Below are 26,736 nucleotides of genomic sequence, written 5' to 3' on the forward strand. Positions count from 1 at the left end.
CGTTGCGCGAGCATGCGGCCGATCTACCAAGCCAGGCTGGTCAACGGGGTCTGGGGCGATCCCGGGGTGTGCATCGACCTGAAATTTCAGCGTCGCGCGCTGTTGTTCGATATTGGCGATGTGCAGTCGCTGTCGACGCGCGTGCTGTTGCGAGTCAGCGACGTGTTCGTCAGTCACACGCACATGGATCACTTCGCAGGCTTCGATCACCTGCTGCGGGTGTGCCTGGGACGCGATACCGGTGTGCGGCTCTACGGTCCCGAGCATTTCATCGCTCAGGTCGAGCACAAGCTCGCGGCGTACACCTGGAATCTGGTGCAGAACTACAGCGTCGATTTCATCATCGAGGTTCATGAGCTGCACGCCGATGGCAGCGCCGCGGGCGCCCGCTTCCGAAGCCGAGACAAGTTCGCTCGTGAGGCGCTGCCCGATCCGGTGAGCGAAGACGGTGTGTTATTGCGGGACGACGAGTTCCTGGTCCGCACCGTTGCGCTCGAGCATCACGACATCCAGTCGCTCGCCTTCTGCTTCGAAGAAAGCACGCACATCAATGTATGGAAGAATCGGCTGGAGAGTCGCGGACTGCCTACCGGCCCGTGGCTGACCGAGCTGAAAAAGCTGGCGAGGGCCGGAGCGCCCGACGACACGCCAATCAATGTCCGGTGGCGCACCCGCGAGGGCTCCAGCGAGAAAACATTCCCGCTAGGCGATCTGAAGCGCGACGTGCTGGAGTTCGTTCCGGGTCAGAAGGTGTGTTACGTGACCGACACCGGCTGGACGCCGGAGAATCGGGAGCGCGTCATTCCGTTCGTCGCCAATGCCGACCTGCTGTTCATCGAAGCGGTGTTCCGGGAAGCGGATCGGGAGCTGGCCGCAGGCAAATCGCATCTTACGACCACGCAAGCGGGAACGATTGCGCGACTCGCCTCGGTCAAGGAGGCCCAGCCCTTTCACTTCTCCTCCCGCTACCATGACGATGAGACGACGCAGCGCGCGGAGTTCATGCGGGCGTGGCAAGGCGCCTAGATCCAATAGCCGAAGATCTTCACGCCGAACTCTTTGAACCGCTGCCAGAGCGAGCGCTTCTGCCAGCGTTCGAGCGTCACGGGTCGCGAGGCGCGCTCGTCTCGCTTGAACACTTCTTCCATGCGCTGGCCGAAGTCGCGATCGATGACGATGGCGTTGACCTCGTCGTTGTGCAGGAAGCTGCGCATGTCGAGATTGGCAGAGCCGACGATGGAGACAGAGCCGTCGACGACCACGCTCTTCGCATGCAGCAGCGCATCCTTGAGCTCGTAGATTTTCACCCCGGCGTTGAGCAAGGGCGTGAACGTCGCTTGCGTGGCATTGAGCACGATCCGCGAGTCGGTGAACGCCGGCACGACGAGCCGGACATCGACGCCGCGACGGGCGGCGTCCACCATCGCATCCAACAGTTCCGGATTGGGCGCGAAGTAGGCGTGAGTGATCCATAGCCGGCTGCTCGAATGTTTGAACGCCGCCAGATACGTGCCGTACAACGAGCGGTCCTCCGACTCGCTGTCGTTGCCGACGATCGTGATCAACTTGTCCCCGGCCGATTGCGCCGGCGGCAGATACCGATCGCCATCCTTCGCCTGCAGCGGCTCGCCCGCTTCGGCCCAGGACTGCAGAAACAGCGTCTGCAGTTGGTTGACCGCCGGGCCTTGAATGCGCATGTGCGTATCGCGCCAGCCATCTTCGATGCCGCGCTTCGGCCCGGGGCGACTCGACGACGGGCTCGAATACGTGCTGTCGATATTGATGCCGCCGGTGAAACCGACCTTGCCATCGATCACGATGATCTTGCGATGGTCGCGATTGTCGATGTCCCAGATGCGCGGGTTCTTCACCGGATTCATCGGCCTGAACTCGCGCACTTCGATGCCTTGCCGACGCAGGTGCTCGAAGAAATCTTTCGGCGTGTCCATGCTGCCGACACTGTCGTAGAGCACTCGAACTTCGACGCCTTCCTTGCGCTTCTGCGCCAGCAACTCGCCGAAGCGCCGGCCGATTTCGTCGGCGCCAAAGATGAACGTCTCGAGATGGATGTAGTGCCGGGCCGCCTTCAGATCCGCTTCGATCGCGGCGTACGTCTGCGGGCCGTCGATGAGCGCACCGACGCGATTGCCGGCAGTCAGCGGCATGGGCGCGTGCTGGCGCACGGCTGCCACCAACTCGCGAACTGCGGCGTCGTTCTGGTATTCCTCGAGCGCCGATTTCAGCAGCGGATCGCTCTCGTCCTCGGACAGCACTCGCTGTCTTGCGACGATGGGCGCGGCCTGTTCAGGCGGTTGGACGCGGGGATTCGACGAGCACGCCGAGCACAATGCCAACGAAACAAGCAGCCACCATTGTCGGTCTGGTCGCTTCGACGCCGTGGCCCCCGCTATCACGCACGTTGCTGACAACACTCTTACGAAACGAATCCTTGTCGGCAAAGTTCCTTGCGCGCGGTGGCTTGTACTGATTGTTGGCTCATGCCTCGCTTGCCTAGTTTTCGCATCGAGCAACGAGGCGTCGCACGGTTGCCAGTCAGCGGAGGACACATGGGGATTCAAAGAACGCGTCGTGCGCTTCAGCGCGTGGCTCTCGGCTGCATTGCCAGCCTGTCGCTCGCAGCAGTCACTCATGCGGCGACGCTACCCGCGGGCTTCACCGAAACCCGGGTCGCCAGCGGCATCGCCAGTCCCACATCGATGGCCGTCGCTCCGGACGGCCGAATCTTCGTCACTCAACAGACCGGCGCGTTGCGCGTCATCCGCGATGGCGTGCTGCTCAGCCAGCCGTTCGTGACATTGAGCACGAACACATTGGGCGAGCGTGGACTGTTGGGTGTCGCGCTGGATCCCAACTTCGCGACCACACCGTATGTTTATCTGTATTACACGAGCCCGACGGCGCCACCCCGCGTCAATCGGGTGGTCCGCTTTACGGCCAGCGCCAGTAATCCAGACGTTGCAGATGCGAGCAGCGCGCTTCAGTTGATCGAGCTGTCGGCGTTGAGCACGGCGTACATTCATAACGGCGGCGCGCTGGCTTTCGGCGCCGACGGCAAGTTGTACATCGCCACCGGCGACAACTCGAATTCGGCCAACGCGCAGAGCCTCGAGACCACGCATGGTAAGCTGCTGCGAATCAATCCGGATGGCTCGATTCCCGAGGACAATCCTTTTCTCGGCCAGACGACCGGCGTGAATCAAGCCATCTGGGCGCGCGGCCTGCGCAATCCTTACACGTTCGCCGTCGATCCCTCGACCGGCCGGATTCTTGTGAACGACGTCGGTCAAGATGCTTGGGAAGAAGTGAATCACGGCATTGCCGGCGCGAATTTCGGCTGGCCGCAAACCGAAGGGTTCACGCCGGGCGGTGTGGCCGGCGTACGGTATCCCGTTTACGTTTATGCGAATGCCGGCACGAATTGCGCGATCGTCGGCGCTGCGTTCTACCGGCCGGCCGCTTCGAGCTTTCCCGCAGGATATGCCGGCCGATATTTCTTTGGCGACTACTGCACCGGCTTCATCCGCACGCTCGCGCCGCCGGGCTACAGCGCCGCGACGGCGTTTGCGAGCGGCGTCGCGGCCTTGGTCGATATCGACGTTGGCCCCGATGGCTCGCTCTACTATCTCGCGAGAGGCAACGGCGGCGAACTGTATCGCGTCCAATACGCCGCCAACTCGGCGCCGTCGATCTCCGAACAGCCGGTGAGTGTGTCGGTATCCGCTGGCCAGCCCGCGACGTTTACCGTCTCAGCTTCGGGCGTGCAGCCATTGGAATATCAGTGGCTGCGCAATGGCGCACCGATCTCGGGAGCGACGCAGTCGTCGTACACGATTCAATCGACGACGGCCGCCGACAACGGCGCGCAGATCTCTGTAACAGTCACCAACCCCTTTGGATCCGCAACCAGCAATTCCGCCACGCTCACTGTGCTCTCGAATGGCGTACCGAGCGCGACGATCTCATCGCCGGTGTCGGGCACGTTGTACCGTGGCGGTCAAACATTCGCGTTCTCAGGCTCGGCGACCGATCCGGAAGACGGCGCCCTGCCCGCCGCCGCATTCACCTGGCGCGTGGATTTCCACCATGACGATCACACTCATCCGCACATGCCCGAAACCAGCGGCATCGCCAGCGGATCGTTCACGATTGCCGACCGCGGCGAGACGTCGGCGAACGTTTTCTATCGCCTGATCCTGACAGTGCGCGATTCCGAAGGACTCACGAATACGACGTTCGTCGATATCCTGCCGCGCACGTCGGTCGTCACGCTCACCAGCAATATTCCCAACGCGCAGTTGACGCTCGATGGCGTGCCGGTCACGGCGCCGCACGCGTTCACTGGCGTCGAAGGCATCGTTCGCACGATCGGTGCGGTCAGTCCGCAAATCTCGAATGGCGTGACTTATCAGTTCGGTTCCTGGTCCGACGGCGGCGCGCAGACTCACGAGATCACGACGCCGACCGACGATACGACCTACACCGCCACGCTCCAGAGCGGCGGACAGTCGGCATTGTTCGAGGACACCTTTGAATCGGCCGGCGGCTGGATTCGTACGCCGGGCGTGGACACCGCGACGACGGGCCTTTGGCAGCGAGGCGACCCGCAGCCAACCACACAGAACGGCGTCACCCTGCAGCCTGATAGCTGCGCCGGCGGGTCGGCAAATTGCATGATCACCGCGCTCCAGGCGGGCGTGAACGCCGGCGTGTACGACATCGACAATGGCCTGACATCGATGCAATCGCCCGCCATCGCGTTGCCTTCCGGCCGCACGATCACGTTGAGCTTCAAATATTTCCTGGCCCACATCGATACCGCGACCAGTGCCGACTATTTCCGCGTGCGTGCGGTTGGATCGGATGGAGTGCCGGTGACGGTGTTCACGAAGACGGCTGCGTCGAGCAATGTGGGCGCTGTGTGGCGCTCACCGTCCGTCAATCTGTCGAGATTCGCGGGCCAGACGATCACGCTGCGCTTCGAAGCTTGCGATAGTCAGAGCAACGGCGGGACGGTCATCGAAGCCGGTTTCGATGACGTGGCGGTTCGCGCGGACTGAGCATCAGACCCCGAGCTTCTCCGCCTGCACGCTCACCAGATGCAGCTCGGGCACCGAGCCCAGCATCGCCATGGAATGTTTCGCCAGCTCGCGCGGCACGTGGCCCATGAGATGTATGAAGCGCGCGCCATTGTCCGGGAAGACGTCGAAGATGCCGTACTCGCCGTCTTCGGTGCGGATTGCGAACCACGCGGTCGTGTTCGGCTCTTCCATGACGCGAGGCCGCGCTTCACGCAGGAACTGCTCCACCTCGATCTCATGTCCGGCTTTTGCCTTGAAGGTGAGCAACAATCCCTTGGTATCCGGCGGCGTCGGATTCACCGGCAACTTGTCTGCCAGCACCTCGACCTTCTGCATCCGCGGCGGGCCGTCGAATAACTCATTGCTCTGCTGCAAGGCCGTCGCTACCGGCCCGTGCATATGTTCTTCGAGGGCAGCGTCGTCGAGGAACGTATCGAAGATGCCGTACTCGCCCCGGCCGAAGCGCACGGCGAACCAGGACCGGGTGCCAATCTCCTCCTCGACGAGCGGCAACGCCGATTTCAGGAATTGCTCCACTTCGCGTTCCCTGCCGGCTTGAGCATCCAATCGAACGAGCAGTCCGGTGGTCATGGGGCACCTCCAGTCGCGCGTACATGCGCGCAAAAAAGTCGGGGCTTACTGGCTCAGCATTCTGGGAATCTCGCTCACCAGCGCGTCCACTGCTACACGCACTTTCATCGGTAGATGCGTCATGCGCGACCAGAGTGCGTGAATCTCCGTGCCCGGCACGCGATCGCCGCTCACTACCAGCTCCAGCCGCCCCGTTTTCAACTCCGGCGCCATCATCCAGCACGGCAGCCACGCGAGCCCGGCGCCGGCGATGGCGGCGTCCGCAATTGCCTGCAGGTCATCGAAGCCGAGACGCGTTTTCACCTGGGGCAGGACCACGCCGCCGTCCTCGTCATGCACGCGCCAGGCGCTCGCCCGACCGGCCGTGAGATAGGCAAGACGAAGATGACCGTCCAACTCGCTCGGACTCGAGGGGCGGCCATGACGATCGAGATAAGCGGGCGCGGCGCAAATGCCCATGCGTTGCATTCCCAACCGACGCGCGACCAACTGCGAGCTGTCCGGCAGCGCGCCGACACGAATGGCGAGATCGAATCCTTCCTCCACCAGGTCGACGACGCGATCGTTGAAACTCATTTCGAGCTGCAATTCCGGATAGCGCTCGCTCAGCGCGAGCAGAATGGGCGCGACACACCGTCGCCCGAACAACACCGGCATCGTCACGCGCAACTTGCCGGCAGGTTCCCTGCGTCCGCTTTCGATACATTCCTCCGCGGCTTCCAACTCGGCCAGCGCGCGAACACAGCGCTCGTAATACGCATGTCCGTTCTCGGTGAGGCTTTGTTTGCGAGTGGTGCGATTGAACAGACGCACCTTCAAGCGCTGCTCCAATCTCGCGATGGTTTTGGCGACCGCCGAGCGCGTGACCGCGAGACGCTGAGCAGCCACGGCGAAACTGCCGGCCTCCACGACGGCGACGAACACGCCCACGCCATTCAAACGCTCGTTCACGGCTGATCTCCTCGGCTAGCCATTGGCGCAAGATAGGCACCAATCTACGGACGCTTTATCCCCAATGGGGACAAATCGGCTCCGATATCGTAGCAACTCACGACAGCTACGTCGCTCTTCCCAAGGAAATTCCCATGAAGGCCTATCGACTGCGTCCCGGCGCCGGCATCTCGAATCTGCAGGTCGCGGACATTCAGACACCCGTGCCCGCCCCGCATGAAGTGCTGATCAAGACCCACGCGGCGTCGCTCAATTACCGCGATCTGATGTTCGCCCGGGGCGACTACATCAACTTGAAAGATGAGCCGCTGGTGCCGCTCGGCGACGGTGCGGGCGAAGTGATCGCTGTCGGCGCTCGCGTCACGCGCTTCAAGCCGGGCGATCGCGTGATTCACAGCTACTTCTCCGGCTGGATCGACGGCGCGCCGGATCCGGTCAAGACCAGCGGCTCGTTCGGCGTTCACATCGACGGGGTGCTCGCAAAATCGTTCATTGCGCACGAACAGACCTTGGTGCGTATTCCTTCGTATCTCAGCTACGCCGAAGCGGCGACGCTGTCGTGCGCTGGAACGACGGCATGGAACGCATTGTTCGTCGACGGCGGACTCCAACCCGGCTCGACCATTCTGTTACAGGGCACGGGCGGCGTTTCCATCATCGCCCTGCAATTGGCGAAGGCTGCGGGACTGCGCGCCATCATCACTTCATCGAGCGATGAGAAGTTGGAACGCGCCCGCGCCTTGGGCGCCGACGCGACGATCAACTATCGCAAACAACCCGAGTGGCAGGAGGAAGCGCGGCGTCTCACCGATGGACGCGGTGTCGACCTGACCGTCGAAGTCGGCGGCGCCGGCACGCTGACGCGGTCGTTGGCGGCAACCCGCATGGGCGGCACGGTTTCAGTGATCGGCGGACTCGCTGGTTTCGGCGGCACACCGATCGAGCCCGTCGCTCTGCTCAGAAACTATATCCGCCTGAGCGGCTTCATGGTCGGTAGCCGCGCGATGTTGGAAGATCTGGCGCGCTTCATGGAAGCGTCGCGGATTCGTCCCGTCATCGATCGCGAGTTCGCCTTCGAGGAAGCGCAGCTCGCCTACGAGCATCTCAAGGCCGGTCGGCACTTCGGCAAGGTCGTGATTCGAGGCGTGCGCTGAGGATCGCGGCACTGGCGCCCTGCAGCGAGGGCGCCAGCGCTCCATTCATCTCAATCCCGGTGCCAGGGCCGCCCCTGGTCCGGCCGGCTGTAGTCGCACACGCCGCTCGGGAAGATCTGCTTCAGCTTCGTCACTTGCTCCGAAGTCGGCGTCCACGGCGCATACACGCCGTCCCTGACCGCCTTCTCCACCGGCTTCAGCGCACACTTATAAATGCCCCCTTCGATCGGCGCGCCGGCCACGATGCGCGAGGTCGAATAGATCGGGAACCGCTGGGTGCATGGGCCAGCGGCCTTGTCGTCGAGAATGCCATTCCAGGCATCGTCACCCGCGTAGATCAGCTTGCCGGTCACGTCGAAGCAGCTGTCGACCGCGCGAGCCGGCCGGTTGCGACGGATGCCCTTGTGTGGGTTCCTTTGAATGTTTCGCATCCATTCATCCATCACGGCGATGGCATCCATGGATTGGCTGGCCTTCGGCACGCCGGGCACGGTGTCGGTGAACCAGATCACCAGCGTGTCGCTGTTGCCCATGCGTTCCAGTACACGCTGGCGCACGGCAAAGCTCTGATGCACGTTGTGCATGTCGAGCTCGCGCTCCATGTACTGACGATGATCGATCGTCGGCCGATCGAGCTTGCCATGGAACACCATGCCCGACGCGTACGCGCCACGGATCGCGCGCAGATCGCCGGTGGTTCGCGGCGCCGGCTGCGTCGGATCGGTGCTGAGATTCATATTGCGTCGACTCCAGGGATCGAAGTAGCCGGGCACGGTCAGCGCCTTGTTGATCTCCGCAGGCGTCGTGCCGAGGAACGGGAAGCCTTCCTGCACCATCTCGCTCGGCTGTTTCCAGCCGCCGATGTTCCAGTTCAGATTCAGGAACTCCTCGAACGTGATCTTGCTCTCCTGCAACGATCGCAGTCCGTACTGCACGCCGACGTTGTCCCAGGTCGGGCGCGCCGCGCCGGTCTCATCGACCCCATAAATGTTTCGCAGATCGTCCCAATGCGTCCAGCGAATCGCTGCGATGTCGGATTGCGGCTCGTAGTTCTGTTGATTGGGCGCCTGGCCGTACCACGGATTCATCGCAAGCGGCGACAGCCCACGCCATGCCGGCACACATTCAGTCGTGCCGACCGCGGTGCTGTAGCCGAGCGCAAGTTTCAATTGCGCGAGCGGATCGTTCACCTTGTCGAACCCTTCCTCGGCGTTCATGCCGACCAGCCAGCTGCGATTCTTGGTGACGCGCCACTTGGGATTGGTGCGATCGGTCGCGTCCATGTAGTGCTCGAGCAGCTCGCAATCGCCGACATGGATGGTTTGCGTGACCATGTCGGGATACGACTGCACCGGCAGCAGCGCATCGAGCAGACCGGGCTGATTCTGGCCGAGGATGTACTGTTGGATCGCGCCACCCGACCCGCCCAGACCGACGGTGTAACTCGGCACGCCATAGCGCTCGATGAAGCGCTCCTTGGTCATCATCATGGTCTCGCCGGCCAACTGCAGGTTGTAATGCGTGCCGGTGTTATTGCCGCTCGAGTGCGCGATGGCGTAGCCGAGCCGGAGAATGTCGGGATTCAGCGAGCCGCCGTGTACCGTGCCCTGCGAATGACCGATGGCGACGCCGCCCTGGAACCAATAGAGCAAGCGGCCGTTCCAGCGACTCAGGTCGGGCTTGCCGGCCTGCTCCCCGGCCGGCGCCAGCATCGCGAAGCTGTACAGGAACCGATTGATCGAGCCGACCTCACGGCGCACGATGAAATCGACGACGCGCCCATCCGGCAATGTCGCCTGCGCCAGATCCGCCGGCCGGCTGCCATCGGCCGGCATGACAGCCCACGCGTTGCCGGTCGTGCGATAGAGATAAGTGACGAATGTGTCGATCGAGCAGTCGCGACTGTATCCAATCACGTTGCCGGCGCTGTCGAAGACCCGAGTGCCCGGCGGGGCCGCGCTCTCGACGATAGGTTGCCGACCGACCGCACTCTGCGTCGTTGTACACACGAACGGATGCTGTTGCGGGCCGGAGAACATCGGCCCGGTGACCGGATAGTTGGTCAGCTTGAGCGCATCCCGATCCCAGCGCCCCTTGATCAGCGCCTCCAGGCGATTCTCGCCCGGCGCGAGCCCGTTGATCACGGCTTGCACCCGATCCTTGCCGGTGGGCTTGAGCTCGGCCTGCAGCCGGCGACCGTTCAGATACAGCTCGACTTTGTTCTGCAGACCAGGCGGGACACGAACTTCGATGCGAGCGTCGCCGCCGGAAACATACCGGGCGGGACTGGAGAGCACGCGCAATTCAACCGACTGGCCCTTACCGCCCCACCCACCGTGATCGTCTTTGTCGTGCCCGCGGCCACGATCGTTGTCGTGAGCATGCGCGAACGCCGTGCCTATCAACGCAATCATCGCCACTGCCGGCCTGAAGCAAGCGCGGACGAATTTCAACCGACGCCGATCCGTCGTCATGAGCGATCCCCCGTCTGATGCTTTGTAGATTTCACGCGCCGAGCTCTGCGTCTCGCGTCGCGTGCCGGTAGGAATACTCTCGGGCAATCGAGATTGCAATCGCGCCCGCGATCCGCCACTGGCGGTCACAAATATTTTTGCTGGCGGCGGCGGACGCCAAGGAACTTGGCCTGCTCTTCCAACGTGTATTTGCCAGCTGCGCCTGGAAACACGACGAACTCACAACGGAAAGGGGGCGTCCATGACTGCTCGATGGGGAACACAGCGCCGTTGCATACAAACGTTTCTTGCGCTGCTGTCGATGACGCCGCTCGCCGGAATGAGCGGCCCGCAGGTGCTGGAAGAGTCCGCGCGCATTCCAAGCCCGGATCCGAGCTACGACTGGCCCACCGCGGTCGCCATCGATGGCGAGTGGCTGCTTGCCAGCGGCTCCCGATACGACGACACGCTGTACGTCAGCAACGTCACGTGGCTATATCAGCGCCAGCCGGATGGCAGCTGGTCTCCGGTGCGGCAACTTCACCAGTTCACTTTCTACGACGATATCAACGAGCCGTCGGTCAGGCTGGCGATCGAGGACGATGTGGCCGTCATCGTGAAGGAAAGCGCCAGCTGGATCTTCATGCGCCAGGGCGGCACGTGGTCGGAGGTCGCCTCGCCCATCCAGACCAACGGCATGGACCTGGCGTTGAACGGCGGCGCCATCGTGGTCACGAACGGCTACTGCGACTGGTCGAGCAATGTCTATCGCAGGCACCCCACCAGCGGCGAGTGGCAGCTGGTCCGCTCGACCCCGGCCGTGCCGCCGGGCCCGGATGACCTCTGCGAGAACGAAGACCAACGCGGCGATGTCGACGTTGCGCCGAACGGCAATACGACGATCGAGTCGATCTACGCTCCGCAACTTTACCCGCGTATTTCCGAAGGCGAGTTTGGGCAGATTCCGTACCAGCTCATCGTGCAATCCCCGGAGCATCCGGATGGCGGCTACGGCGCCCCGGTCGCCATCGATAGCGGCTACGCCCTCGCCGGCGGTCCCGCGGCCCGGGGAGCGCTGGCGTTCCGCCGCGATCCGACCACAGCGATCTACACTTCGACGGACAGGCTGCAGCGGCCGGATTTTCTCGATGTTTACAGCCCGCGCGACATCGAGATGTCGGAAACCCTGGCGATGCTGACGCAGCCGATCGATAGATTGCATGGCCAGTACACCGGCTCGATCTCGTTGTTCGAGCGCGATGGCCAGGGCACGTATCGACATGCGGCGAAACTGCTGGCGAGCGATCGAGGCCCGGATCAGTACTTCGGCAATTGGGCCGACCTCAGAGGCAGGCAGGTCGCGGTCGGCGTGCTCGCGAACCGATCGGTCTATGTTTACGAGCTGCCGCCGAGCTTCGAACAGCCCGCCACGCTCCAGGATTCCTTCGAAGACGGCAATGCGAGCGATTGGAATCCACTGGCCGGCAGCAGCTTTACCGTGGCCACGACGGCCGCCTCGCGCGTGTATCGCCAAACGAGCACCGTCAGCAACGCTGCCGCGCTCTGGAGCAATACCGATCGGACCAACCAATCGATCGAGGCGGACATCAAGCCGACGGCATTCGCCAGCACCCCTGGAGACAAATGGTTCGGCCTGGTCACCCGCTACACCGACGCGGCCAACTATTACTACATCACGATCCGGAACAACAACACACTGCTGCTGCGACGGATGGTCAATGGGACCTTCACGACGCTGGCGTCGGCGGAGCTGGCGGTCACGCTCAATCGAAGCTATCGCGTACGGCTGGAAACCATCGGCACGCGCCTGCGCGTATACGTAGACAATCGCTTGCTGGCCGAAGCCAGCGACGACGCGCTGGATCATGGCCGGGCCGGCGTCATGATGTACAAGACGCAGGCCGACGTGGACAACGTCGTTCTCAGCTCCAATCCCCAGACCACGCTGGCGACCCACCAATTCGCCAGTCAGCGCGATTCGAGTTGGGAATGGGATCAGACCGGCACATGGAACCGCCTGGCCGACTTTACTTACACGCAGAGTGACATGACCTCGGGCGCTCGAGCCATCACCGGCATCGCAACGGGCGATCAAATCATTCACTCGCGGATGCGGCGCACCGCGACTGCGGGCGCCAACAACTGGTTCGGGCTGGCCGCCCGATATCGAGACGAAGGCAACTACTATTACGTCACCCTGCGCAACGACAATACGGTGTCCCTGAAGAAACTCGTGGGCGGCAGCATCGTCGAACTGGATAGCGCGCCACTCAGCATCGGAACAAACAATTGGTATCGCGTGCGCTTCGAAGCAATCGGCGCGCAACTGCGCGTCTATATCAACGAAGTGCTGCGACTGGAGGCGGTAGATAGCTCGCACGCGAGCGGTCGCTACGGTCCGATCATGTACAAGACTACGACGCAGTATGACGATGTTGTGGCCGTCGAGCCCTGACTCATGAACGGTTCATTGACGATTCATTGACGTTTCCAGCCACGCCGACGTTGCCACAATAGATCGCGAACGCACGCGCCGATGTTCCATTATCATCGGCGCGTCAGCGGGATCGACAACGTCGGGGCCAGCATGAGTCGCACCACCCCCTTTCTCAGCCTTGCATCGTTCCTCGTGATTTGCTGCCTGGCCGGCTGCAGTGACAAGTCGTACCAGCTGGAAGCGATGGCTATTCCGCAGGCGCGCACCACGGCCCCACTCGCCCCACCTGCTCAAGGCGGCGCACGCCGGATCGACACGCTCGCCTACGAGCACGTGATCTCGATCGAGATGGGACGCGAGCTGCTCCCGACGCGTCTGCGTGAAATCGAAGCAGCATGCAACGCGGATAGCGCCTCCAACTGCACCGTGCTCGATGTGGCGCTGTCGTCGAATCAAGATCTACCGAGCGGCAATATTCGAATGCGGCTCGCGCCCGGCGGCGTCGAGCCCATCATTGCTCTTGCCGGCAAGGATGCCGAAGTCACATCTCGGAACACCCGCGCCGAGGATCTGGCGGAACCGGTGGCCGATACCGAGCGACAGATTGCGCTGCTGACGTTGCATCGGGATCGACTGACCGAGTTCATGAAGAACAAGGACATCAAGATCGACCAGCTCATCACGGTATCGAAGGAACTGGCGAGCGTGCAGTCGCAGCTCGACTCGATGAGCACGCAGCGTGCAAACCTGCGTCGTCGCATCGACACCGATCTGCTGACGATCAATCTCTCTCTGCCGCGGCAGGACTACACTTCCGAACAAACTCCAGTGAGAGACGCACTTCGCTCCTTCGGCAGCGATTTCCGCGAAGCCGTCAGCATGGTAATCCGCTTCTTCGCGGTGCTCGTGCCCTGGCTGGTCGTGATCCTGCCCGGCCTGTTCCTGCTGCGACTGTTCTGGCAGTGGATTGGCCGCAAGCTGGCGCGCCGACAGCAGACCGTTTAGCTACTACTGCTCGCGCTGCCGTTCCCGAAAAGCCGCAACTTTCGCGCGGTTGCCACAGCCGGCAGCGCTACAAAACATCCGTCGATGCGCTTTGGTGCGATCGAGGAACCAAAGCGTGCAACCGTCGCCGGCGCAGGACTTCAACAGCGTCGGGTCTTCTTGTGTCACGAGATCCCCGATAGCGGAAGCGAGCACCGCGAGCAATTCATCGGCGGATTCGATCTGGAATCGAGTGACACGCTCCAGCCCCTCCTTGGTCCGTGCGACTTCGTGTCTGACGCTCAGATTCTCCAACAGGTCGTTGAGATGGTCGATCTCGGCGGCGTAGTCCCTGCCCGGCGCTGACCTCCAGCGCGTCAGCCAGGCACGCGCCCACTCGCGCTGCTTCCGGACTTCCGTAGCCGCTGCATCGAGTCCTTTCGCTCCCAGCTTGCGTGCGAATCGAGCCGCTTGCTCGACATCCATCACGCCCGCCGCTTGCAGCCATTCCAGCAACTGCTTGCCGTCGCCAATGACTTCGATGTGCTCGCCGTGCGGCTCAAAGGCCGTGTTCAGGAAATCCGCAGCCAGAAGGCTGCCAATGAATAAGGGCTGCATGGGCACCTCGGAAACGCCAATGCATAGTAACCTTTAAAATCGGTATTGACAAGTTACGATATGACTCCGTAACGTATTAACCGCGCGCATGAAGGTTACATCGTCCCACTCACCTCAGCAGAGATTCGTCATGAGAACCCAGCAAACCCGTTTGTGGCAGCCGATCGCGGCCGCCGTCCTTGCGCTTGCCACAGCGACTCCCGTATTCGCGGACAGCAATGGCAAGGCGTCCCCTACTGCAGTGTCCAGCCAAGACGCCGTCCGCTATCGCACCAAGCGCATTGACGGTATCGAGGTCTTCTATCGAGAGGCCGGCCCCGCCAACGCACCGATTGTCGTGCTCCTGCACGGCTTTCCGACCTCCTCGAACATGTATCGGAACCTGATCCCGGCGCTCGCGACGAAATATCGCGTCATCGCACCGGACTACCCAGGCTTTGGCCACAGCGCAGCTCCGCCGCGCGAACAATTCCAATACACCTTCGCTCACCTGGCCGATCTGACCGATCGCCTTCTGACCGAGTTGCGTGCCGACCGATATGCGCTCTATGTGATGGATTACGGCGCACCGGTGGGCTACCGCCTGGCCTTGAAACATCCAGATAGAGTGACTGCGCTGGTCGTGCAGAACGGCAACGCCTATGAGGAAGGACTCAAGGCGTTCTGGGATCCGATCAAGGCCTATTGGGCGAGCGGCTCAAAAGCCGATAGAGAAGTGCTGCGCGGAGCGACGACGTTGGCGGCCACGCGCGAACAATATCTGGATGGTGTGAAGGATCCGTCACGCATCGATCCGACGGCCTGGCTGGTCGATCAGGCGTTATTGGATCGACCGGGCAACGCGGAGATCCAACTCGATCTGTTCTACGATTATCGAACCAACGTCGCGTTGTATCCGAAATTCCACGAGTTCTTCCGTAACCGGCAACCGCCGACCCTGATCGTCTGGGGCCGCAACGACAAGATCTTCCCGGCCGAGGGCGCACAAGCGTACTTGCGTGACTTGCCGAAGGCGGAACTGCACCTCCTCGACTCGGGCCACTTCGCACTGGAGGACAAAGGCACGGAGATCGCGGCGCTGATGGTGAATTTCCTGGATCGACACCTGCCGTCACGGTGATTCGAAACATCGCAAGGGACGCTCACGGACGAGCATCCCTTGCCCGTCAACCCGTCGCTTCCGAGTCGGCCTCGACCAAACCGGCAGTGCCGGCGCCCTTCAGGGTCAACAGCGATGCGCGATAGGCGCTCGGCGAGCTGCCGGTGCGCTTGCGAAACAACCGGGCGAAGTACGACGGATCGTTGAACCCGGCCATGGCCGCGACATCGCTCACCGAAACTTGCGCAATCCCCAGCAGCCGCTTGGACTGCACCAGGCGGCACTCGCTAAGGTAATCCCTGAACGTGATGCCATGCGCCGCCCGGAACGCCCGGCTGAATTCGAACGGCGACAGCCCGCACTCCTTCGCCACCTCCTGTTCGCTGATCGGCTGGGCGTAGTTCTTTTCGATGTATCCCAACACGCCATCCAGCTTGCCCCGGGAGCTGCGGCGGGCGTGGTAGCGGGTCTCGTCCGGAATCGCCTCGGCGCCGGTGGCATTGGCTCGGGTCGACTGGGTCCGCCGTGCTTCGAGCACCGGCGACAGGCGCTGCACACAACGCAAAACGTCGCGCGCGGTCAGCGGTTTTAACAAAACATCGAAGATCCGCGTCCGCAGCGCCCACAGCACCACGTCCGCCGACTGTTGGGACATCAACATGATGATGGGCACCGACGGAAACCGGGCCTTGGTGTCGGTCATGAACTTCAGACAGCTCATGTCCGGATGCTCGAAATCGAAACAAATCACATCCGCGTTGGACGCCAGCGACAGCGCGGCCCACAGATGTTGTTGATCGGTGGGCCGTACCTGGCAATGGCGAGAAAACTCCGCCGACGATGCCGCACCGTGCGCACCGCAGCACATGTCCACCCAAAGCAGCATGACCCGACCTCTCCCCAATCAGCGCCGCAGATAACGACGGTCCTGAGACTACGCGCCGAGAAATGTTCCTTTAGTGATGTCGATCACTTTCTTTTTAGCGCCTGCGGCTAGCCACATATGTATCCCATCCTGGACTCGGTTCGGGTCGTGGTGAACACGTAGCGAATGTGATTTTCGACACGCGCGGAGCTGCTATCGGCAAAAACGTCCTGGCCGTTCGCAAGAACATCCGCGAAATGCGCGGCGCACTTGCCGGAGAGTCCACGTCACCGCGGCAGCGGGGAAGAAAGGGCTTTGGCACCCGGCCCAGTTTTTCGGGTGATTCTAAAATTGAGGAGTCGAGCAATGATCAATCTGAAACAGGCTGTGGCCGAGTTCATTCGCGAAGAAGAAGGTTTGACGGTGGTCGAGTATGCGATCGCCGGCGGGCTGATCGGGCTGGCCGTGGCCGCCGCGTTCACCAACCTTGGCGCGCAAGTGCAGATCGCCATCGAGCGCCTCGTGGCCGTCCTGACCGCCGCCAACGCGAACGCACCGTAACACTGCGTTTGAGGAGAGCACCGCCCCGTGTGCTCTCCTCCTTCACCGCCGGCCACCGGGATTCTCGAATGCTCGTCACCGCCAGCCCCCTCGACGCCGCGTTGATCCTGTTCGTTCTATGCGTCGCCATCGTCGACTGGCGCACGCATCGCATCCCCAATCTGCTGTGCGCGGCGGCGGCAATCATCGGGCTCTCTTCACAACTCTGGATGCATGGCGAAGCCGGACTGCTGTCCGCCCTGGGCGGCGCGGCAGTCGGTTTCGCCATGTTTCTACCTTTTTATGTGCTGCGCGCCTTCGGCGCCGGCGATGTCAAGGCGATGGCGACGGTCGGCATTTTCCTGGGTACACGCACGACCCTGCTGGCCGTCGGCATGACTCTCATCGCGGGCGCGCTGCTCGGTGTCGCCATGTTGCTGCTCCGGCCCATGCATGCCAGCGCGACGCTGCATCGGCTGATCGGGCTGATCGTTTCTCCCATCGCGAGCATGCGCAGCTCGCGACAAACCCCGCCGACGGCAGACCAGCGATTCCCTTATGGGATCGCCATCGCCTGCGGCGCGACTACTGCACTGTTGATCGTGACCCACTGAGCGGCGAATCAGGATAACTAGAAAGTCATGTACAACAAGACTCCACCGAACGATGCAGAGAGCCGGGATGCAGCGCGCGTTGCGCCGCGCCCTCAGACGCTCGCTGCAACCGGGCTACCAGCAGCGTTCCTCGGCGATCTGATAGAGAAACATCTGTTCGAGGGTGGCGTGCTGTCGATGCGCGAGCTCGTGAGCCGCACCGCGCTATCCGGTCGCTTGCTGGAAGAACTGATCGGCTTTTTGCGCCAGGAGGGCCGCATCGAGATTCGAGCCCAGCACGGCGATAACCAGGGATTGGGTTACGCCCTCACCGAACGCGGTCGCGGCTCGGCGATGGCCTCGCTCATGGCCAGCGGTTACGTCGGCCCGACGCCCGTGCCGCTGGACTATTACAACCAGGTCGTCCTCACCCAATCCGTTCGAGGTCGCAGCGTCACCCGCGAGCGGATGTTCGCTGCGTTCGACGACACCGTACTCGATCCGGCGCTGCTGGATCGGCTCGGGCCGGCGCTGAACTCCGGCAAGGCAATATTTGTTTACGGCGCGCCTGGCACGGGCAAGACCTACATCACGCAGCGGTTGGCACGCCTGTTCGAGGACACCTGTCTCATACCGCACGCGGTTGCCATCGGTGACACCGTGATCCGCGTGTTCGACCCCAGCGTGCACCGGCAGGCCCAGGACAACTCGCCGGTCGTGATGCTCACTCGCGGTCACGACCCTCGTTATGTGCTCTGCCAGCGGCCGCTGGTCATTACCGGCGGCGAACTGACGGCCGACATGCTCGAAGTGCAGTTCGATCCTGCGACTCGTCAGTACCGCGCACCGCTGCAAGTGAAGGCGAACGGCGGCATGTTGATTCTCGACGACCTCGGCCGGCAGCGCATTCCACCGACCACGGTGCTCAATCGCTGGATCCTGCCGATGGAGGAAGGCGTCGATTATCTGAGCATGAACACCGGGCAGCACTTCCGCACGCCGTTCGATGTGATCCTGGTGTTCTCGACCAACCTGCAGCCGCACGAACTGGTCGATGACGCATTCCTGCGTCGCATCGGCTACAAGATCGGCTTCCATGCGTTGAATCCACAGCAATATCACTTGATCTGGCAACGCGCCTGCGAAGCGCGCAGCGTGTCCTACGACGCCGCCATCTGCCAGTTCATGATCGATACGCTCTACGCGCCCAGCGGCACGCCGCTGCTCCCCTGCCATCCTCGCGATCTGATCGGCATGGCGCTCGATCGTTCCCTCTATCTCGAGGATCGCATCGACCTGAGTACCCAGGCATTGCAATGGGCTTGGGACAATTATTTCGTAACCACGCCGGGGTCCACGGGTGACGCCGGGGCAGAACTGCGGAGATCGCAATGATGAAGCGTCGAGGCGTAACGATGGTGTTGCTGTCGCTGGTGTTCGGCGCCGCGGCGGCCTGGTCGGCGAAGAACTGGGTGGAGCAACGCACTCGTGCCAGCAACGTCAAGGATCCGGGCGCGTCGGTCGTGGTCGCCGCCATGGAAATTCCCTATGGCACCGCCCTCGAAGGACGTCACGTCAAAGTCATCAGCGTTCCCACCGGCACGCAGTTGGGCAATCACTTCAACAGCATCCAGGAAGTCGAAGGCCTGATCGCCACGCAAAAGGCGCTCAACGGCGAGGTTTTGCTCAAAGAGCGCTTCACCAAGAGCGGCGCTGGCAGCACGCTGGCTGCACTCATCAAACCGGACATGCGAGCGGTGACTGTGCGCGTCGACGATGTGGTTGGCGTTGCCGGCTTCTTATTGCCGGGCAACCGCGTCGACATCGTCGCCGCCCGCAAGGTCCACGACCGCGCCACGACCGAAACCATTTTGATGAACATCAACGTGCTGGCCGTCGACCAGTCGTCGAGTCAGGACAAGAACGAGCCGGTGGTCGTTCGCGCCGTCACGCTGGAAATGACGCCGCAGGAGGCCGAGGTTCTGGTGCGCGCTCGCGAAGAGGGTCGCATCCAGCTCACATTGCGCAACCCCACCGATGAGTTCCGGCCGCAGCTCGCTGCAACTCCCGAGCCTCCGCCGCCAGCGCCTGTTGCCAAGCCGCGGCGTGCACCGGCACCGCCACGCCCCGCAGAGCCCAGTGTGACGATCATCCGCGGCACGCTGGTCGACAACGGCGAGACCCGCACTTGAATGAGCAGCCACTGAACTTGCCACTCACTTAACTTCAGGACGGACCTTTCTCCATATGAGTCCCTCAAGCCCCAGATCCACTGTGTGTGCTCTGCTGATCGGATTGACCGCCGCGACGGCGTCGATCACGGCGCCGGCGCAGGAAGCCGGCGACCAAGTCATTCGCGCCACTCGCAGCACCACGTTTTCCGTGCCGATATACAAGAGCCGCATCGTCGACCTGCCGGAGCCGGTCAAACGCGTTTCCATCGGCAATCCCGACATCGCCGACGTGCTGCTGCTGGGCGATGACGGCCTGTATGTGCTGGGCAAGGATCTCGGCGCCACCAACGTGATGCTGTGGGATCGCGAGGACCGGCTGGTGAGCGCGCTCAACATCACCGTCACTCACGATCTGGACAGCTTGAAGAAACAGCTTGCGACGGTCCTGCCCGGTGAGAGCGTCGAGCTGTGGAGCTCGCAAAGAAACATCGTGCTGTCGGGACAGGTCTCGAGCGCGACGAAGATGGACGCCGCCATCCAGGTAGCCCGGGGTTATCTGGAGCAAATGGCCACCGCCAAGGACAAGATCATGTTCAAACAACAGTCCGGCGGCGGCGGCGGCGAACAGCCCGATAAGAAGTCCGGCGACATCATCAACCTGATGACGGTCGGCGGCGCGCATCAAGTGATGTTGCAAGTGAAGATCGCGGAAGTGAACCGCGAAGCCGTTCGCAATCTGAACGCGCAATTCAACGCGCTACAAAACACCGGAAAATGGGTAACCGGCGGCGTCAATGGCGGCGCGAGTTTTCCAGACGCGCTGTTCCAGCCTGGCAACTTGCGCGTGCCGATTTTCGGCCTTCCCCCCGGCAGCGGCAACCCGATCGGGCCGGTGTTGGACGAATTCGCGCCGGATCTGCCGACCATCAACAGCACCGGGCTGTTCGCCAGCTTCTTGAGCAGCGACTTCGTCGCGAATGTGGTGCTCGATGCTTATCAGAACCGCGGCCTGGCGAAGATTCTCGCGGAGCCGACGCTCACGACTTTATCGGGACAGGACGCGCAGTTCCTGTCCGGCGGCAGCTTCCCGATCCCGGTCTCGCAGGACAACGGCACGATCGGCATCGAGTTCAAGGACTTCGGCGTGAAGCTGTCCTTCATCCCGCTGATCCTCGATCGCGGCCGCATCAACCTCAAGCTCAACGTCAGCGTCAGCGAGCTGGCCAATACCAACTCCGTTGCGCTGACGCCCATCGGCACTTCGGCCGTATTCACGATTCCGTCGCTGACGGAGCGGCGCGCGGCCTCGACCGTCGAGCTGAGCGATGGCCAGACCATCGGCATCGCCGGCCTGATGAATGAAAACATGCGCTCGGCCATCAACAAGTTTCCCGGCCTCGGCGACATTCCGATTCTCGGTTACCTGTTTCGCAGCCAGAGCTATCAGAAGGGCGAGACCGAGCTGGTGATCATGGTCACGCCGCGACTGGCCAAGCCGATCAACCCGGCTCAGATCAAGTTGCCGACCGACGCCGTCGGCGATCCGAGCAACGCCGCGTTTTTCCTCGGCGGCAAGATCGAAGGCGAGCCCAAAGCCAAGCCGGCGCCGCCTGCCACGCCGCCGAGCAAGTGATCCGCATTGTCCACCAGCCAGGTACGACTCATGAACATCGCAAAACCCACCGCGGTCGCCATCGCCACCGTCGCCATCGCCGGTTGTGCCGACACTCCGCTTGCCGATGCCGATTACGGCAGCTCGGTCCAGCAAATGGTCCAGGCACAGATTTTCGATCCCGTCGCCGCGAGCAACCCAGCAGAGCTACCGCCGGAAGGGACAGACGGCGCGCGCCTGGAAAATGCGCTCGATGTCTATCGCAAGGACGTCCCGAAGGGCAATACCGAAGTGAAACAGCCGATCATCTTCGAGGTCGGCACCAACTGATCGCCCATTGTTCGCCCACTCCGCAGCGAGGCTTGCCATGCAGTTGCACGAATCACCCCATGCTCAACGAGGCATCGTTGCAGTCCTGATCGCGATTGCCATGAGCGCATTGATCCTGACGGCAGGATTGGCGCTCGACATGGGTCATGCCTTTCTCAACAAGACGCGATTGCAGAACACCGTGGACGCGGCCGCGCTCGCCGCGGCAAAGACGCTCGCAGCCACCGCGGGAAACATCGTCGAAGCCGAGGCCGACGCGTTCGAGGCATTCGCTCGCAATGCAGCCGCTGCAGGCAATCGAGAGCTGGCGATCTCTTATGGTGACGGCGGTGGCGACTTGACCGTCGTCGTGGAATTTTCCGCGACACTGCCGCCGTTCGCTCCGGGCGCGCCGAACGGACCCTACGTTCGCGTGCGCGCTACTGGGTTCGTGATGCCTGCATGGTTGGTGAGTGTCGGCGGAATATTCGAGAAAACCGTCGCCGCGACCGCCGTTGCCGGCCCGCGCACACTCAACGCCGGCAGTACCGTTTGTAACCTCGCGCCCATGATGGTGTGCGGTGCTCCAGGTGGACCGGGCACGTGGGGCTACGAGCGTTACGCGCCTGTCGTGCTCAAGAACGCCGCGCCGGGCGGTCAGTCCGCGGTCGGGCCCGGCAACTTTCAGTTGGTTCGGCTCGGCGGACCCGGCGGCAGGAACGTTCTTGAAAACATGGCAGGCAGCTACAGCGCCTGTATGACCACCGGCAGCACGATAGAAACCGAGCCAGGCGGCGACGTCGGCCCGGTGTCACACGGCTTGAACACGCGCTTCGGCGAATATCGCGGACCGGTGAATTCGACGGACTATCCTCCCGATGTGATCGTGGAAGGCCAGGCGCCGGAAGTGACCGCAGTGCCCCGAGTGCGGCGCGATCCCTCTCAAGGCTATGACGTCTATCAGGGCAGCACTCGTATCACGCCGGAGAATATCCGCGATCGGCTGTTCGACCATCGAGACTATGAGGAGCGGCTCAACGACGCCGACTACGATCATCTACCCATCTCGGAAGGCGGCGAAGCCGCGTTCGGACGCCGTGTGCTGACGGTGCCCGTCGGCGACTGCTCCGGCACGGTCAACGGCGCAGGCTCGGTGCCGCTACTGGGCTTTGCTTGTTTCTTCCTGCTGCAGCCGGTCAGCGGCGGCGGCAACGACGCGTTCGTGTTCGGTCAGTTCATCGAAGATTGCCAGGTCAACGGCACCCCGGGGCCCAACCCGGTCTCCAGCTTCGGGCCGCAGATCATTCAACTGTACGACGACCCCAATAGCAACGATTCATGAAGGTCGTGACTCACATGCACAGTGCCGCTTCACTTGCTCGCCGGCAACGAGGCCTCGCAACGGTCGAGTTTGCGCTCTGCGCGCCGGTCCTGTTCCTGCTGCTGTTTGCCACCGCTGAGGTTGGCCGCGTCCTGTTTCAATACAACACGCTCGTCAAAGCCGTTCGAGATGGCGCGCGCTACGCCGTGACCGCCGCAACCAACACCTCGGGAGTGGTGTCCATCACGCCCGCCATGAGCAGCGCGACCCGCAATCTGGTCGTGACCGGCAACATCGCTGGCTCGGGCGCACCGGTGTTGCCAGAACTGACGGTGGCTGCTGTCGATGTGACTGACGATGACGATGGGTTCATCCGTGTCTCTGCGACGTACGTCTATCGGCCCATGCTCGGAACGCTGCCGACGTTCGGTTTCGGGGACGCAATCGATCTGTCCATGACTCTCTCCGCCGCCGTCGTCATGAGGTAGCCATGCGCCGTCATCAACAAGGTCTCACTTGTGTCGAGTTCGCCATCGTCGGCGCCGTGCTGCTCACGGTGATGTTCGGCGTGATCGAATTCGGCCGGGCGCTGTTCATTGCCAATGCTCTCTCGGAGAGCACGCGTCGTGGCGCCCGCGTAGCCGCGATCTGTCCCGTCGGCGATCCGGGGCCGGCGCGCGTCGCGATCTTCGCCACGGCCAATGGCAACAGTCTCGTCGCTCCGGGTCTGACGACCGACAACGTCGTGGTTTCCTATCTGGATCAGGCGGGCGCGACGCTGCCCAATCCTGCGGGAAGCTTCGCAGCCATCCGCTACGTCCGGGTGCAGATCGTCGACTACACGGTCCAATTGCTGATTCCGTTCGTCATGCCCGAATTCCTGATGCCGGCGTTCACCGCGACGCTGCCCATCGAGAGCCTCGGGTATTCGCCGACGCAACAGGCCTTCCTTCCCTGCACGGTAGTGCCCGCATGACGCATCCGCTCAATCTCCTGCTGGTCTCGCGCCGTAAGGACATGCTCGATCGCCTCGAGCAGATCCTGGTGGCTGCGGATTTCAATCCGTCGCTGCAGCTCAACAGCAATGGGCACGTGGATCCGTTGCATGGCGTGGATTCCCTGCCCGATGTCGTCATCGTGCATTTGAGCCACTTGTGGCGTGAGGAGTTGGAAGCGATTGCGGCGCGCTCGCCGGACCGCAGGCCCGCACTCATCGTGGTCGGTGGCGCCAATGAGATGAACGTGATGCGCCTGGCGATGCAGGCCGGCGCTCGAGATCTCATTCCTGACCCGCTCAACCCGGCCGACCTGTTACAAGCGATTCAACGCACGCAGGAGGAGCGCCGCCGGCCGGCGCCGGTGACGGCCGCGCGGATCTCGGTGTTCATGAATGCCAAGGGCGGCTGTGGCGCGACCATGCTTGCATGTAATGTCGCACACGTGCTCGCTGCGAAATCGAAGCGACGCGCGGCGCTGCTCGATCTCGACTTGCAGTTCGGCGCCGCCCCGCTCTATCTGGATCTTTATCCCAAACGCGGCATAGCGCAGGCGCTGGAGAACTTGAGCCATCTCGACGAAGTAGCGCTCGATGGCTACTTCGCAAAGCACGCGTCTGGGCTGAACGTTCTGAGTCACGCCGCGGATGAGCCGCTCGCGCCGGGGACGATCTCCGCCAGTGCGGTCAGCCAACTCCTGGAAGTCACGCTGCGCACGCATGAGCACGTCGTCGTCGACATGCCCCGATGCGTGGATGCCGTCACGACAGCGGTGATGCAGCGAGCGAATCAGATCGTCATCGTTCTTCAGCAATCCGTGACTGCCGTGCGCGACGCGACACGCCTGATTCAATGGCTGCGCTCGGATGTTGGAGTCGCCAAGGATCAGCTGTGCGTCGTCGTCAATCGCCATGAGAAGAGCTCGGAAATCGGCGTCGAGGATATCCAGAAGACCCTGGCATGCAACGCGCCCGCGCTCGTGCCCAACGATTTCAAAACCGTTTCGGAATGCATCAATAGCGGCACTGCCCTGCTCGACTACGCCGGGTCCGCATCCATCACGCGCGCGGTGATGACTTTGGAAACACGTCTCGGCGGCAGCTCCGCCCAGCCGCGCTCCAGCGTTATCGCGCGCACCTTTTCCAGCTTGATTCCTGGGAGATCACGATGAGCGCAGACCTCAGTCTGGCTGCCAAACACTCGGCATCGGGCGAGCCCGGCGAGGCCGATGACCGCATGCGGCCGCTGTCGCCGGCCGAGCGGGAGTGGAAGGAGACCGTTTATCAGCGCCTGCTCAAAGTGCTCGATCTGTCGTTGCTGGGCGGCGTGGAAGACAAGGACGCCCGCCGGCAGATCCGCGAGGTCTGCGAAAACCTCATCGCCGAGGAGCGCGCACCGCTCAGCATTGCTTCACGTCAACGCATCATTCGCCGCATCGAGGATGAGGTGCTCGGGCTCGGGCCGCTCGAGCCGCTGCTCGCCGATAAAACCGTCTCGGATATCCTGGTCAACGGCGCCCGCCAGGTCTATGTCGAGCGCCGCGGCAAGCTCGAGCTCACCAACATCACGTTCACGAACGACGCTCACTTGCTGAATATCATCGATCGCATCGTATCGGCGGTCGGGCGCCGCATCGACGAGTCGTCGCCGATGGTAGACGCCCGTCTGAAGGACGGCTCGCGCGTCAACGCAATCATTCCGCCGCTGGCCATCGACGGCCCCACGCTGTCGATCCGGCGTTTCGCCGTCGAATTGCTCAGCATCGCCGATCTCATCCAACTCGGCAGCCTGACGGCGGCGATCGCGCAAGTCATGGATGCGATCGTGAAGACGCGCTTGAACGTCGTGGTCTCCGGCGGCACCGGCGCGGGCAAGACCACGCTGCTCAACTTGATGTCCGGTTTCATTCCAGACACCGATCGTATCGTCACCATCGAGGACTCCGCGGAGCTGCAGCTGCAACAGCCGCACGTCGTTCGATTGGAAACACGCCCACCGAACATCGAAGGCCGCGGCGCAGTCACGCAGCGCGACCTGGTGAGAAACAGCTTGCGCATGCGGCCCGATCGCATCGTGCTGGGCGAAGTTCGCGGTGGCGAAGCGTTGGACATGTTGCAAGCGATGAACACTGGACATGACGGTTCATTGACGACCATTCATGCCAACACGCCGCGCGATGCTCTCGGCCGAATCGAAAACATGGTGTCGATGACCGGCATCAGCTTTCCCACCAAGGCGCTGCGCTCGCAGATCGCCTCGGCGATCGACATCGTCATTCAAGTCGAGCGCATGGAAGACGGCCGGCGGCGCGTCGTCAGCCTGCAGGAGATCAACGGCATGGAGGGCGACATCATCACCTCGACGGAGCTGTTCGCCTTCGAGCGTCGCGGCATCGATGCGAAGGGCAACGTGCTCGGCGAGCTGAAGCCGACGGGCATCGTTCCGGCGTTCCTGCGGGAAGTGCACGCCCGTGGCATCGAGCTGCCGATCGACGTGTTCCGCACCGACGCTTCAGGCGCTCAGTTCACGCGGAGATAAGTCATGTCCAACGGCATCTGGCTGTTCGTTCTGCTGGTGTTCTTCACCGTGGTGTTGCTCCTGCAGGGCACGGTGGTTCCGGTCTTCAGCGACTCGCGCAAGATGAGTAAGCGCATCCACGAGCGGTTGCAACGGCTCGCCGATGCGTCCGGAGGGCCGGAATTCACATCTTTGCTCCGGGAAAAGTATCTGCGCGACCTGTCGCCGTTCGAGCGGACGCTGGAATCCCTGCCCGGCATGGAGCGCCTGGCCCGCATCCTGGAGCAGGCGGGGCGCGAGACCACCGCCTATCGTCTCGTACTGCTCGCAGTTTGTTTATTCATCGGCGGCACGCTCGCGGGCTGGCTCCTGTCGCGATGGTGGCCAGTGGCGCTCGCGGGCG

At 62.6% G+C, this 26,736-nt stretch carries 23 protein-coding genes and 1 pseudogene; 18 read left to right on the forward strand and 6 right to left on the reverse strand.

The features are described 5' to 3' along the window. The first annotated feature begins 12 nt into the window (after positions 1–12). Complete coding sequence (locus GYH35_RS03175) at positions 13–1,026, forward strand: ribonuclease Z (protein ID WP_161827627.1); 1,014 nt, start codon at positions 13–15, stop codon at positions 1,024–1,026. Here GYH35_RS03175 and cls read toward each other — a convergent pair. Beyond that, positions 1,023–2,273: a cardiolipin synthase gene (gene cls, locus GYH35_RS03180; RefSeq protein ID WP_161827628.1), complete on the reverse strand. Its 1,251-nt coding sequence runs from the start codon at positions 2,271–2,273 to the stop codon at positions 1,023–1,025. The two genes, GYH35_RS03175 and cls, sit on opposite strands and share 4 nt — an antisense overlap. A gap of 294 nt (positions 2,274–2,567) precedes the next feature. Between cls and GYH35_RS03185 the strand changes: the two genes are divergently transcribed. Further along, positions 2,568–5,078, forward strand: a complete 2,511-nt coding sequence (locus tag GYH35_RS03185; RefSeq protein ID WP_161827629.1) for a PQQ-dependent sugar dehydrogenase — start codon at positions 2,568–2,570, stop codon at positions 5,076–5,078. Positions 5,079–5,081: 3 nt separating this feature from the next. On the opposite strand, the gene GYH35_RS03190 is transcribed toward GYH35_RS03185, so the two are convergent. Further along, entirely contained in the window at positions 5,082–5,690 is a 609-nt protein-coding gene (locus GYH35_RS03190; protein WP_161813619.1) for a hypothetical protein, read from the reverse strand. Positions 5,691–5,735: 45 nt separating this feature from the next. Beyond that, entirely contained in the window at positions 5,736–6,641 is a 906-nt protein-coding gene (locus GYH35_RS03195) for a LysR family transcriptional regulator (RefSeq protein WP_161813618.1), read from the reverse strand. Positions 6,642–6,775: 134 nt separating this feature from the next. Between GYH35_RS03195 and GYH35_RS03200 the strand changes: the two genes are divergently transcribed. Then, positions 6,776–7,795 (forward strand): zinc-dependent alcohol dehydrogenase family protein, encoded by a 1,020-nt coding sequence (locus tag GYH35_RS03200; RefSeq protein ID WP_161827630.1) that lies wholly within the window; start codon positions 6,776–6,778, stop codon positions 7,793–7,795. A gap of 50 nt (positions 7,796–7,845) precedes the next feature. Here GYH35_RS03200 and GYH35_RS03205 read toward each other — a convergent pair whose 3' ends face one another. Then, positions 7,846–10,269, reverse strand: a complete 2,424-nt coding sequence (locus GYH35_RS03205; RefSeq protein WP_161827631.1) for a DUF6351 family protein — start codon at positions 10,267–10,269, stop codon at positions 7,846–7,848. Positions 10,270–10,510: 241 nt separating this feature from the next. Between GYH35_RS03205 and GYH35_RS03210 the strand changes: the two genes are divergently transcribed. Both GYH35_RS03210 and GYH35_RS03215 read left to right on the forward strand, forming a co-directional pair. Then, positions 10,511–12,724, forward strand: coding sequence for a hypothetical protein (locus GYH35_RS03210; RefSeq protein ID WP_161827632.1), 2,214 nt, complete (start codon positions 10,511–10,513; stop codon positions 12,722–12,724). A 132-nt stretch (positions 12,725–12,856) separates the two neighbouring features. After that, positions 12,857–13,711: a DUF4349 domain-containing protein gene (locus GYH35_RS03215; RefSeq protein ID WP_161827633.1), complete on the forward strand. Its 855-nt coding sequence runs from the start codon at positions 12,857–12,859 to the stop codon at positions 13,709–13,711. A gap of 3 nt (positions 13,712–13,714) precedes the next feature. Here the strand turns inward: GYH35_RS03215 and GYH35_RS03220 are convergent, their stop codons facing one another. After that, a complete protein-coding gene (locus GYH35_RS03220) occupies positions 13,715–14,308 on the reverse strand; it encodes a CGNR zinc finger domain-containing protein (protein WP_161827634.1) in 594 nt (197 codons plus the stop codon). Positions 14,309–14,438: 130 nt separating this feature from the next. On the opposite strand from GYH35_RS03220, the gene GYH35_RS03225 reads away from it, so the two are divergent. After that, complete coding sequence (locus tag GYH35_RS03225; RefSeq protein ID WP_161827635.1) at positions 14,439–15,428, forward strand: alpha/beta fold hydrolase; 990 nt, start codon at positions 14,439–14,441, stop codon at positions 15,426–15,428. A 46-nt stretch (positions 15,429–15,474) separates the two neighbouring features. On the opposite strand, the gene GYH35_RS03230 is transcribed toward GYH35_RS03225, so the two are convergent. Then, positions 15,475–16,293, reverse strand: a complete 819-nt coding sequence (locus GYH35_RS03230; protein WP_161813611.1) for a helix-turn-helix domain-containing protein — start codon at positions 16,291–16,293, stop codon at positions 15,475–15,477. A gap of 345 nt (positions 16,294–16,638) precedes the next feature. Between GYH35_RS03230 and GYH35_RS03235 the strand changes: the two genes are divergently transcribed. The 12 genes and pseudogenes from GYH35_RS03235 to GYH35_RS34505 all read left to right on the forward strand — a co-directional run. Beyond that, the gene (locus GYH35_RS03235) at positions 16,639–16,833 is read left to right on the forward strand and encodes a Flp family type IVb pilin (protein ID WP_161813610.1); all 195 of its coding nucleotides are present in this window, start codon (positions 16,639–16,641) and stop codon (positions 16,831–16,833) included. Between the two features lie 68 nt (positions 16,834–16,901). Continuing rightward, positions 16,902–17,426, forward strand: coding sequence for an A24 family peptidase (locus GYH35_RS03240; RefSeq protein ID WP_161813609.1), 525 nt, complete (start codon positions 16,902–16,904; stop codon positions 17,424–17,426). Between the two features lie 27 nt (positions 17,427–17,453). Next, entirely contained in the window at positions 17,454–18,800 is a 1,347-nt protein-coding gene (locus GYH35_RS03245; RefSeq protein ID WP_161827636.1) for an AAA family ATPase, read from the forward strand. Continuing rightward, complete coding sequence (gene cpaB, locus GYH35_RS03250; RefSeq protein ID WP_202624049.1) at positions 18,797–19,597, forward strand: Flp pilus assembly protein CpaB; 801 nt, start codon at positions 18,797–18,799, stop codon at positions 19,595–19,597. Before GYH35_RS03245 ends, cpaB begins: the two co-directional genes overlap by 4 nt. An 82-nt stretch (positions 19,598–19,679) precedes the next feature. Next, complete coding sequence (locus GYH35_RS03255; protein WP_161827637.1) at positions 19,680–21,212, forward strand: type II and III secretion system protein family protein; 1,533 nt, start codon at positions 19,680–19,682, stop codon at positions 21,210–21,212. 30 nt (positions 21,213–21,242) lie between these two features. Then, positions 21,243–21,521, forward strand: a complete 279-nt coding sequence (locus tag GYH35_RS03260) for a hypothetical protein (protein WP_161827638.1) — start codon at positions 21,243–21,245, stop codon at positions 21,519–21,521. Between the two features lie 37 nt (positions 21,522–21,558). Next, complete coding sequence (locus tag GYH35_RS03265) at positions 21,559–22,842, forward strand: pilus assembly protein TadG-related protein (RefSeq protein WP_161827639.1); 1,284 nt, start codon at positions 21,559–21,561, stop codon at positions 22,840–22,842. Then, a complete protein-coding gene (locus tag GYH35_RS03270) occupies positions 22,839–23,309 on the forward strand; it encodes a TadE/TadG family type IV pilus assembly protein (protein ID WP_161827640.1) in 471 nt (156 codons plus the stop codon). The genes GYH35_RS03265 and GYH35_RS03270 overlap by 4 nt, the downstream gene beginning before the upstream one ends. A gap of 2 nt (positions 23,310–23,311) precedes the next feature. Then, positions 23,312–23,797 carry a TadE/TadG family type IV pilus assembly protein gene (locus tag GYH35_RS03275; protein WP_161827641.1) on the forward strand — a complete coding sequence of 162 codons (486 nt, stop codon included), beginning with the start codon at positions 23,312–23,314 and terminating at the stop codon, positions 23,795–23,797. Further along, entirely contained in the window at positions 23,794–24,987 is a 1,194-nt protein-coding gene (locus GYH35_RS03280; protein WP_161827642.1) for an AAA family ATPase, read from the forward strand. Before GYH35_RS03275 ends, GYH35_RS03280 begins: the two co-directional genes overlap by 4 nt. A gap of 65 nt (positions 24,988–25,052) precedes the next feature. Beyond that, positions 25,053–26,354, forward strand: a complete 1,302-nt coding sequence (locus GYH35_RS03285) for a CpaF family protein (protein WP_407700187.1) — start codon at positions 25,053–25,055, stop codon at positions 26,352–26,354. A 3-nt stretch (positions 26,355–26,357) separates the two neighbouring features. Beyond that, positions 26,358–26,736 (forward strand): annotated as a pseudogene (locus GYH35_RS34505) (type II secretion system F family protein); the annotation flags it as partial.

Origin of the sequence: Steroidobacter agaridevorans (genome assembly GCF_009932555.1) — a bacterium.
Classification (GTDB): Bacteria; Pseudomonadota; Gammaproteobacteria; order Steroidobacterales; family Steroidobacteraceae; genus Steroidobacter; species Steroidobacter agaridevorans.

Coding starts and splice junctions, on each gene's coding strand:
- GYH35_RS03265 (WP_161827639.1), top strand. CDS start 21,559: ATGCAGTTGCACGAATCACCCCATGCTCAACGAGGCATCGTTGCAGTC.
- GYH35_RS03270 (WP_161827640.1), top strand. CDS start 22,839: ATGAAGGTCGTGACTCACATGCACAGTGCCGCTTCACTTGCTCGCCGG.
- GYH35_RS03285 (WP_407700187.1), top strand. CDS start 25,053: ATGCGGCCGCTGTCGCCGGCCGAGCGGGAGTGGAAGGAGACCGTTTAT.
- GYH35_RS03220 (WP_161827634.1), bottom strand. CDS start 14,308: ATGCAGCCCTTATTCATTGGCAGCCTTCTGGCTGCGGATTTCCTGAAC.
- GYH35_RS03275 (WP_161827641.1), top strand. CDS start 23,312: ATGCGCCGTCATCAACAAGGTCTCACTTGTGTCGAGTTCGCCATCGTC.
- GYH35_RS03200 (WP_161827630.1), top strand. CDS start 6,776: ATGAAGGCCTATCGACTGCGTCCCGGCGCCGGCATCTCGAATCTGCAG.
- GYH35_RS03205 (WP_161827631.1), bottom strand. CDS start 10,269: ATGACGACGGATCGGCGTCGGTTGAAATTCGTCCGCGCTTGCTTCAGG.
- GYH35_RS03210 (WP_161827632.1), top strand. CDS start 10,511: ATGACTGCTCGATGGGGAACACAGCGCCGTTGCATACAAACGTTTCTT.
- GYH35_RS03230 (WP_161813611.1), bottom strand. CDS start 16,293: ATGCTGCTTTGGGTGGACATGTGCTGCGGTGCGCACGGTGCGGCATCG.
- GYH35_RS03240 (WP_161813609.1), top strand. CDS start 16,902: ATGCTCGTCACCGCCAGCCCCCTCGACGCCGCGTTGATCCTGTTCGTT.
- GYH35_RS03245 (WP_161827636.1), top strand. CDS start 17,454: ATGTACAACAAGACTCCACCGAACGATGCAGAGAGCCGGGATGCAGCG.
- cpaB (WP_202624049.1), top strand. CDS start 18,797: ATGATGAAGCGTCGAGGCGTAACGATGGTGTTGCTGTCGCTGGTGTTC.
- GYH35_RS03190 (WP_161813619.1), bottom strand. CDS start 5,690: ATGACCACCGGACTGCTCGTTCGATTGGATGCTCAAGCCGGCAGGGAA.
- GYH35_RS03235 (WP_161813610.1), top strand. CDS start 16,639: ATGATCAATCTGAAACAGGCTGTGGCCGAGTTCATTCGCGAAGAAGAA.
- GYH35_RS03185 (WP_161827629.1), top strand. CDS start 2,568: ATGGGGATTCAAAGAACGCGTCGTGCGCTTCAGCGCGTGGCTCTCGGC.
- GYH35_RS03215 (WP_161827633.1), top strand. CDS start 12,857: ATGAGTCGCACCACCCCCTTTCTCAGCCTTGCATCGTTCCTCGTGATT.
- GYH35_RS03280 (WP_161827642.1), top strand. CDS start 23,794: ATGACGCATCCGCTCAATCTCCTGCTGGTCTCGCGCCGTAAGGACATG.
- GYH35_RS03225 (WP_161827635.1), top strand. CDS start 14,439: ATGAGAACCCAGCAAACCCGTTTGTGGCAGCCGATCGCGGCCGCCGTC.
- GYH35_RS03175 (WP_161827627.1), top strand. CDS start 13: ATGCGGCCGATCTACCAAGCCAGGCTGGTCAACGGGGTCTGGGGCGAT.
- GYH35_RS03260 (WP_161827638.1), top strand. CDS start 21,243: ATGAACATCGCAAAACCCACCGCGGTCGCCATCGCCACCGTCGCCATC.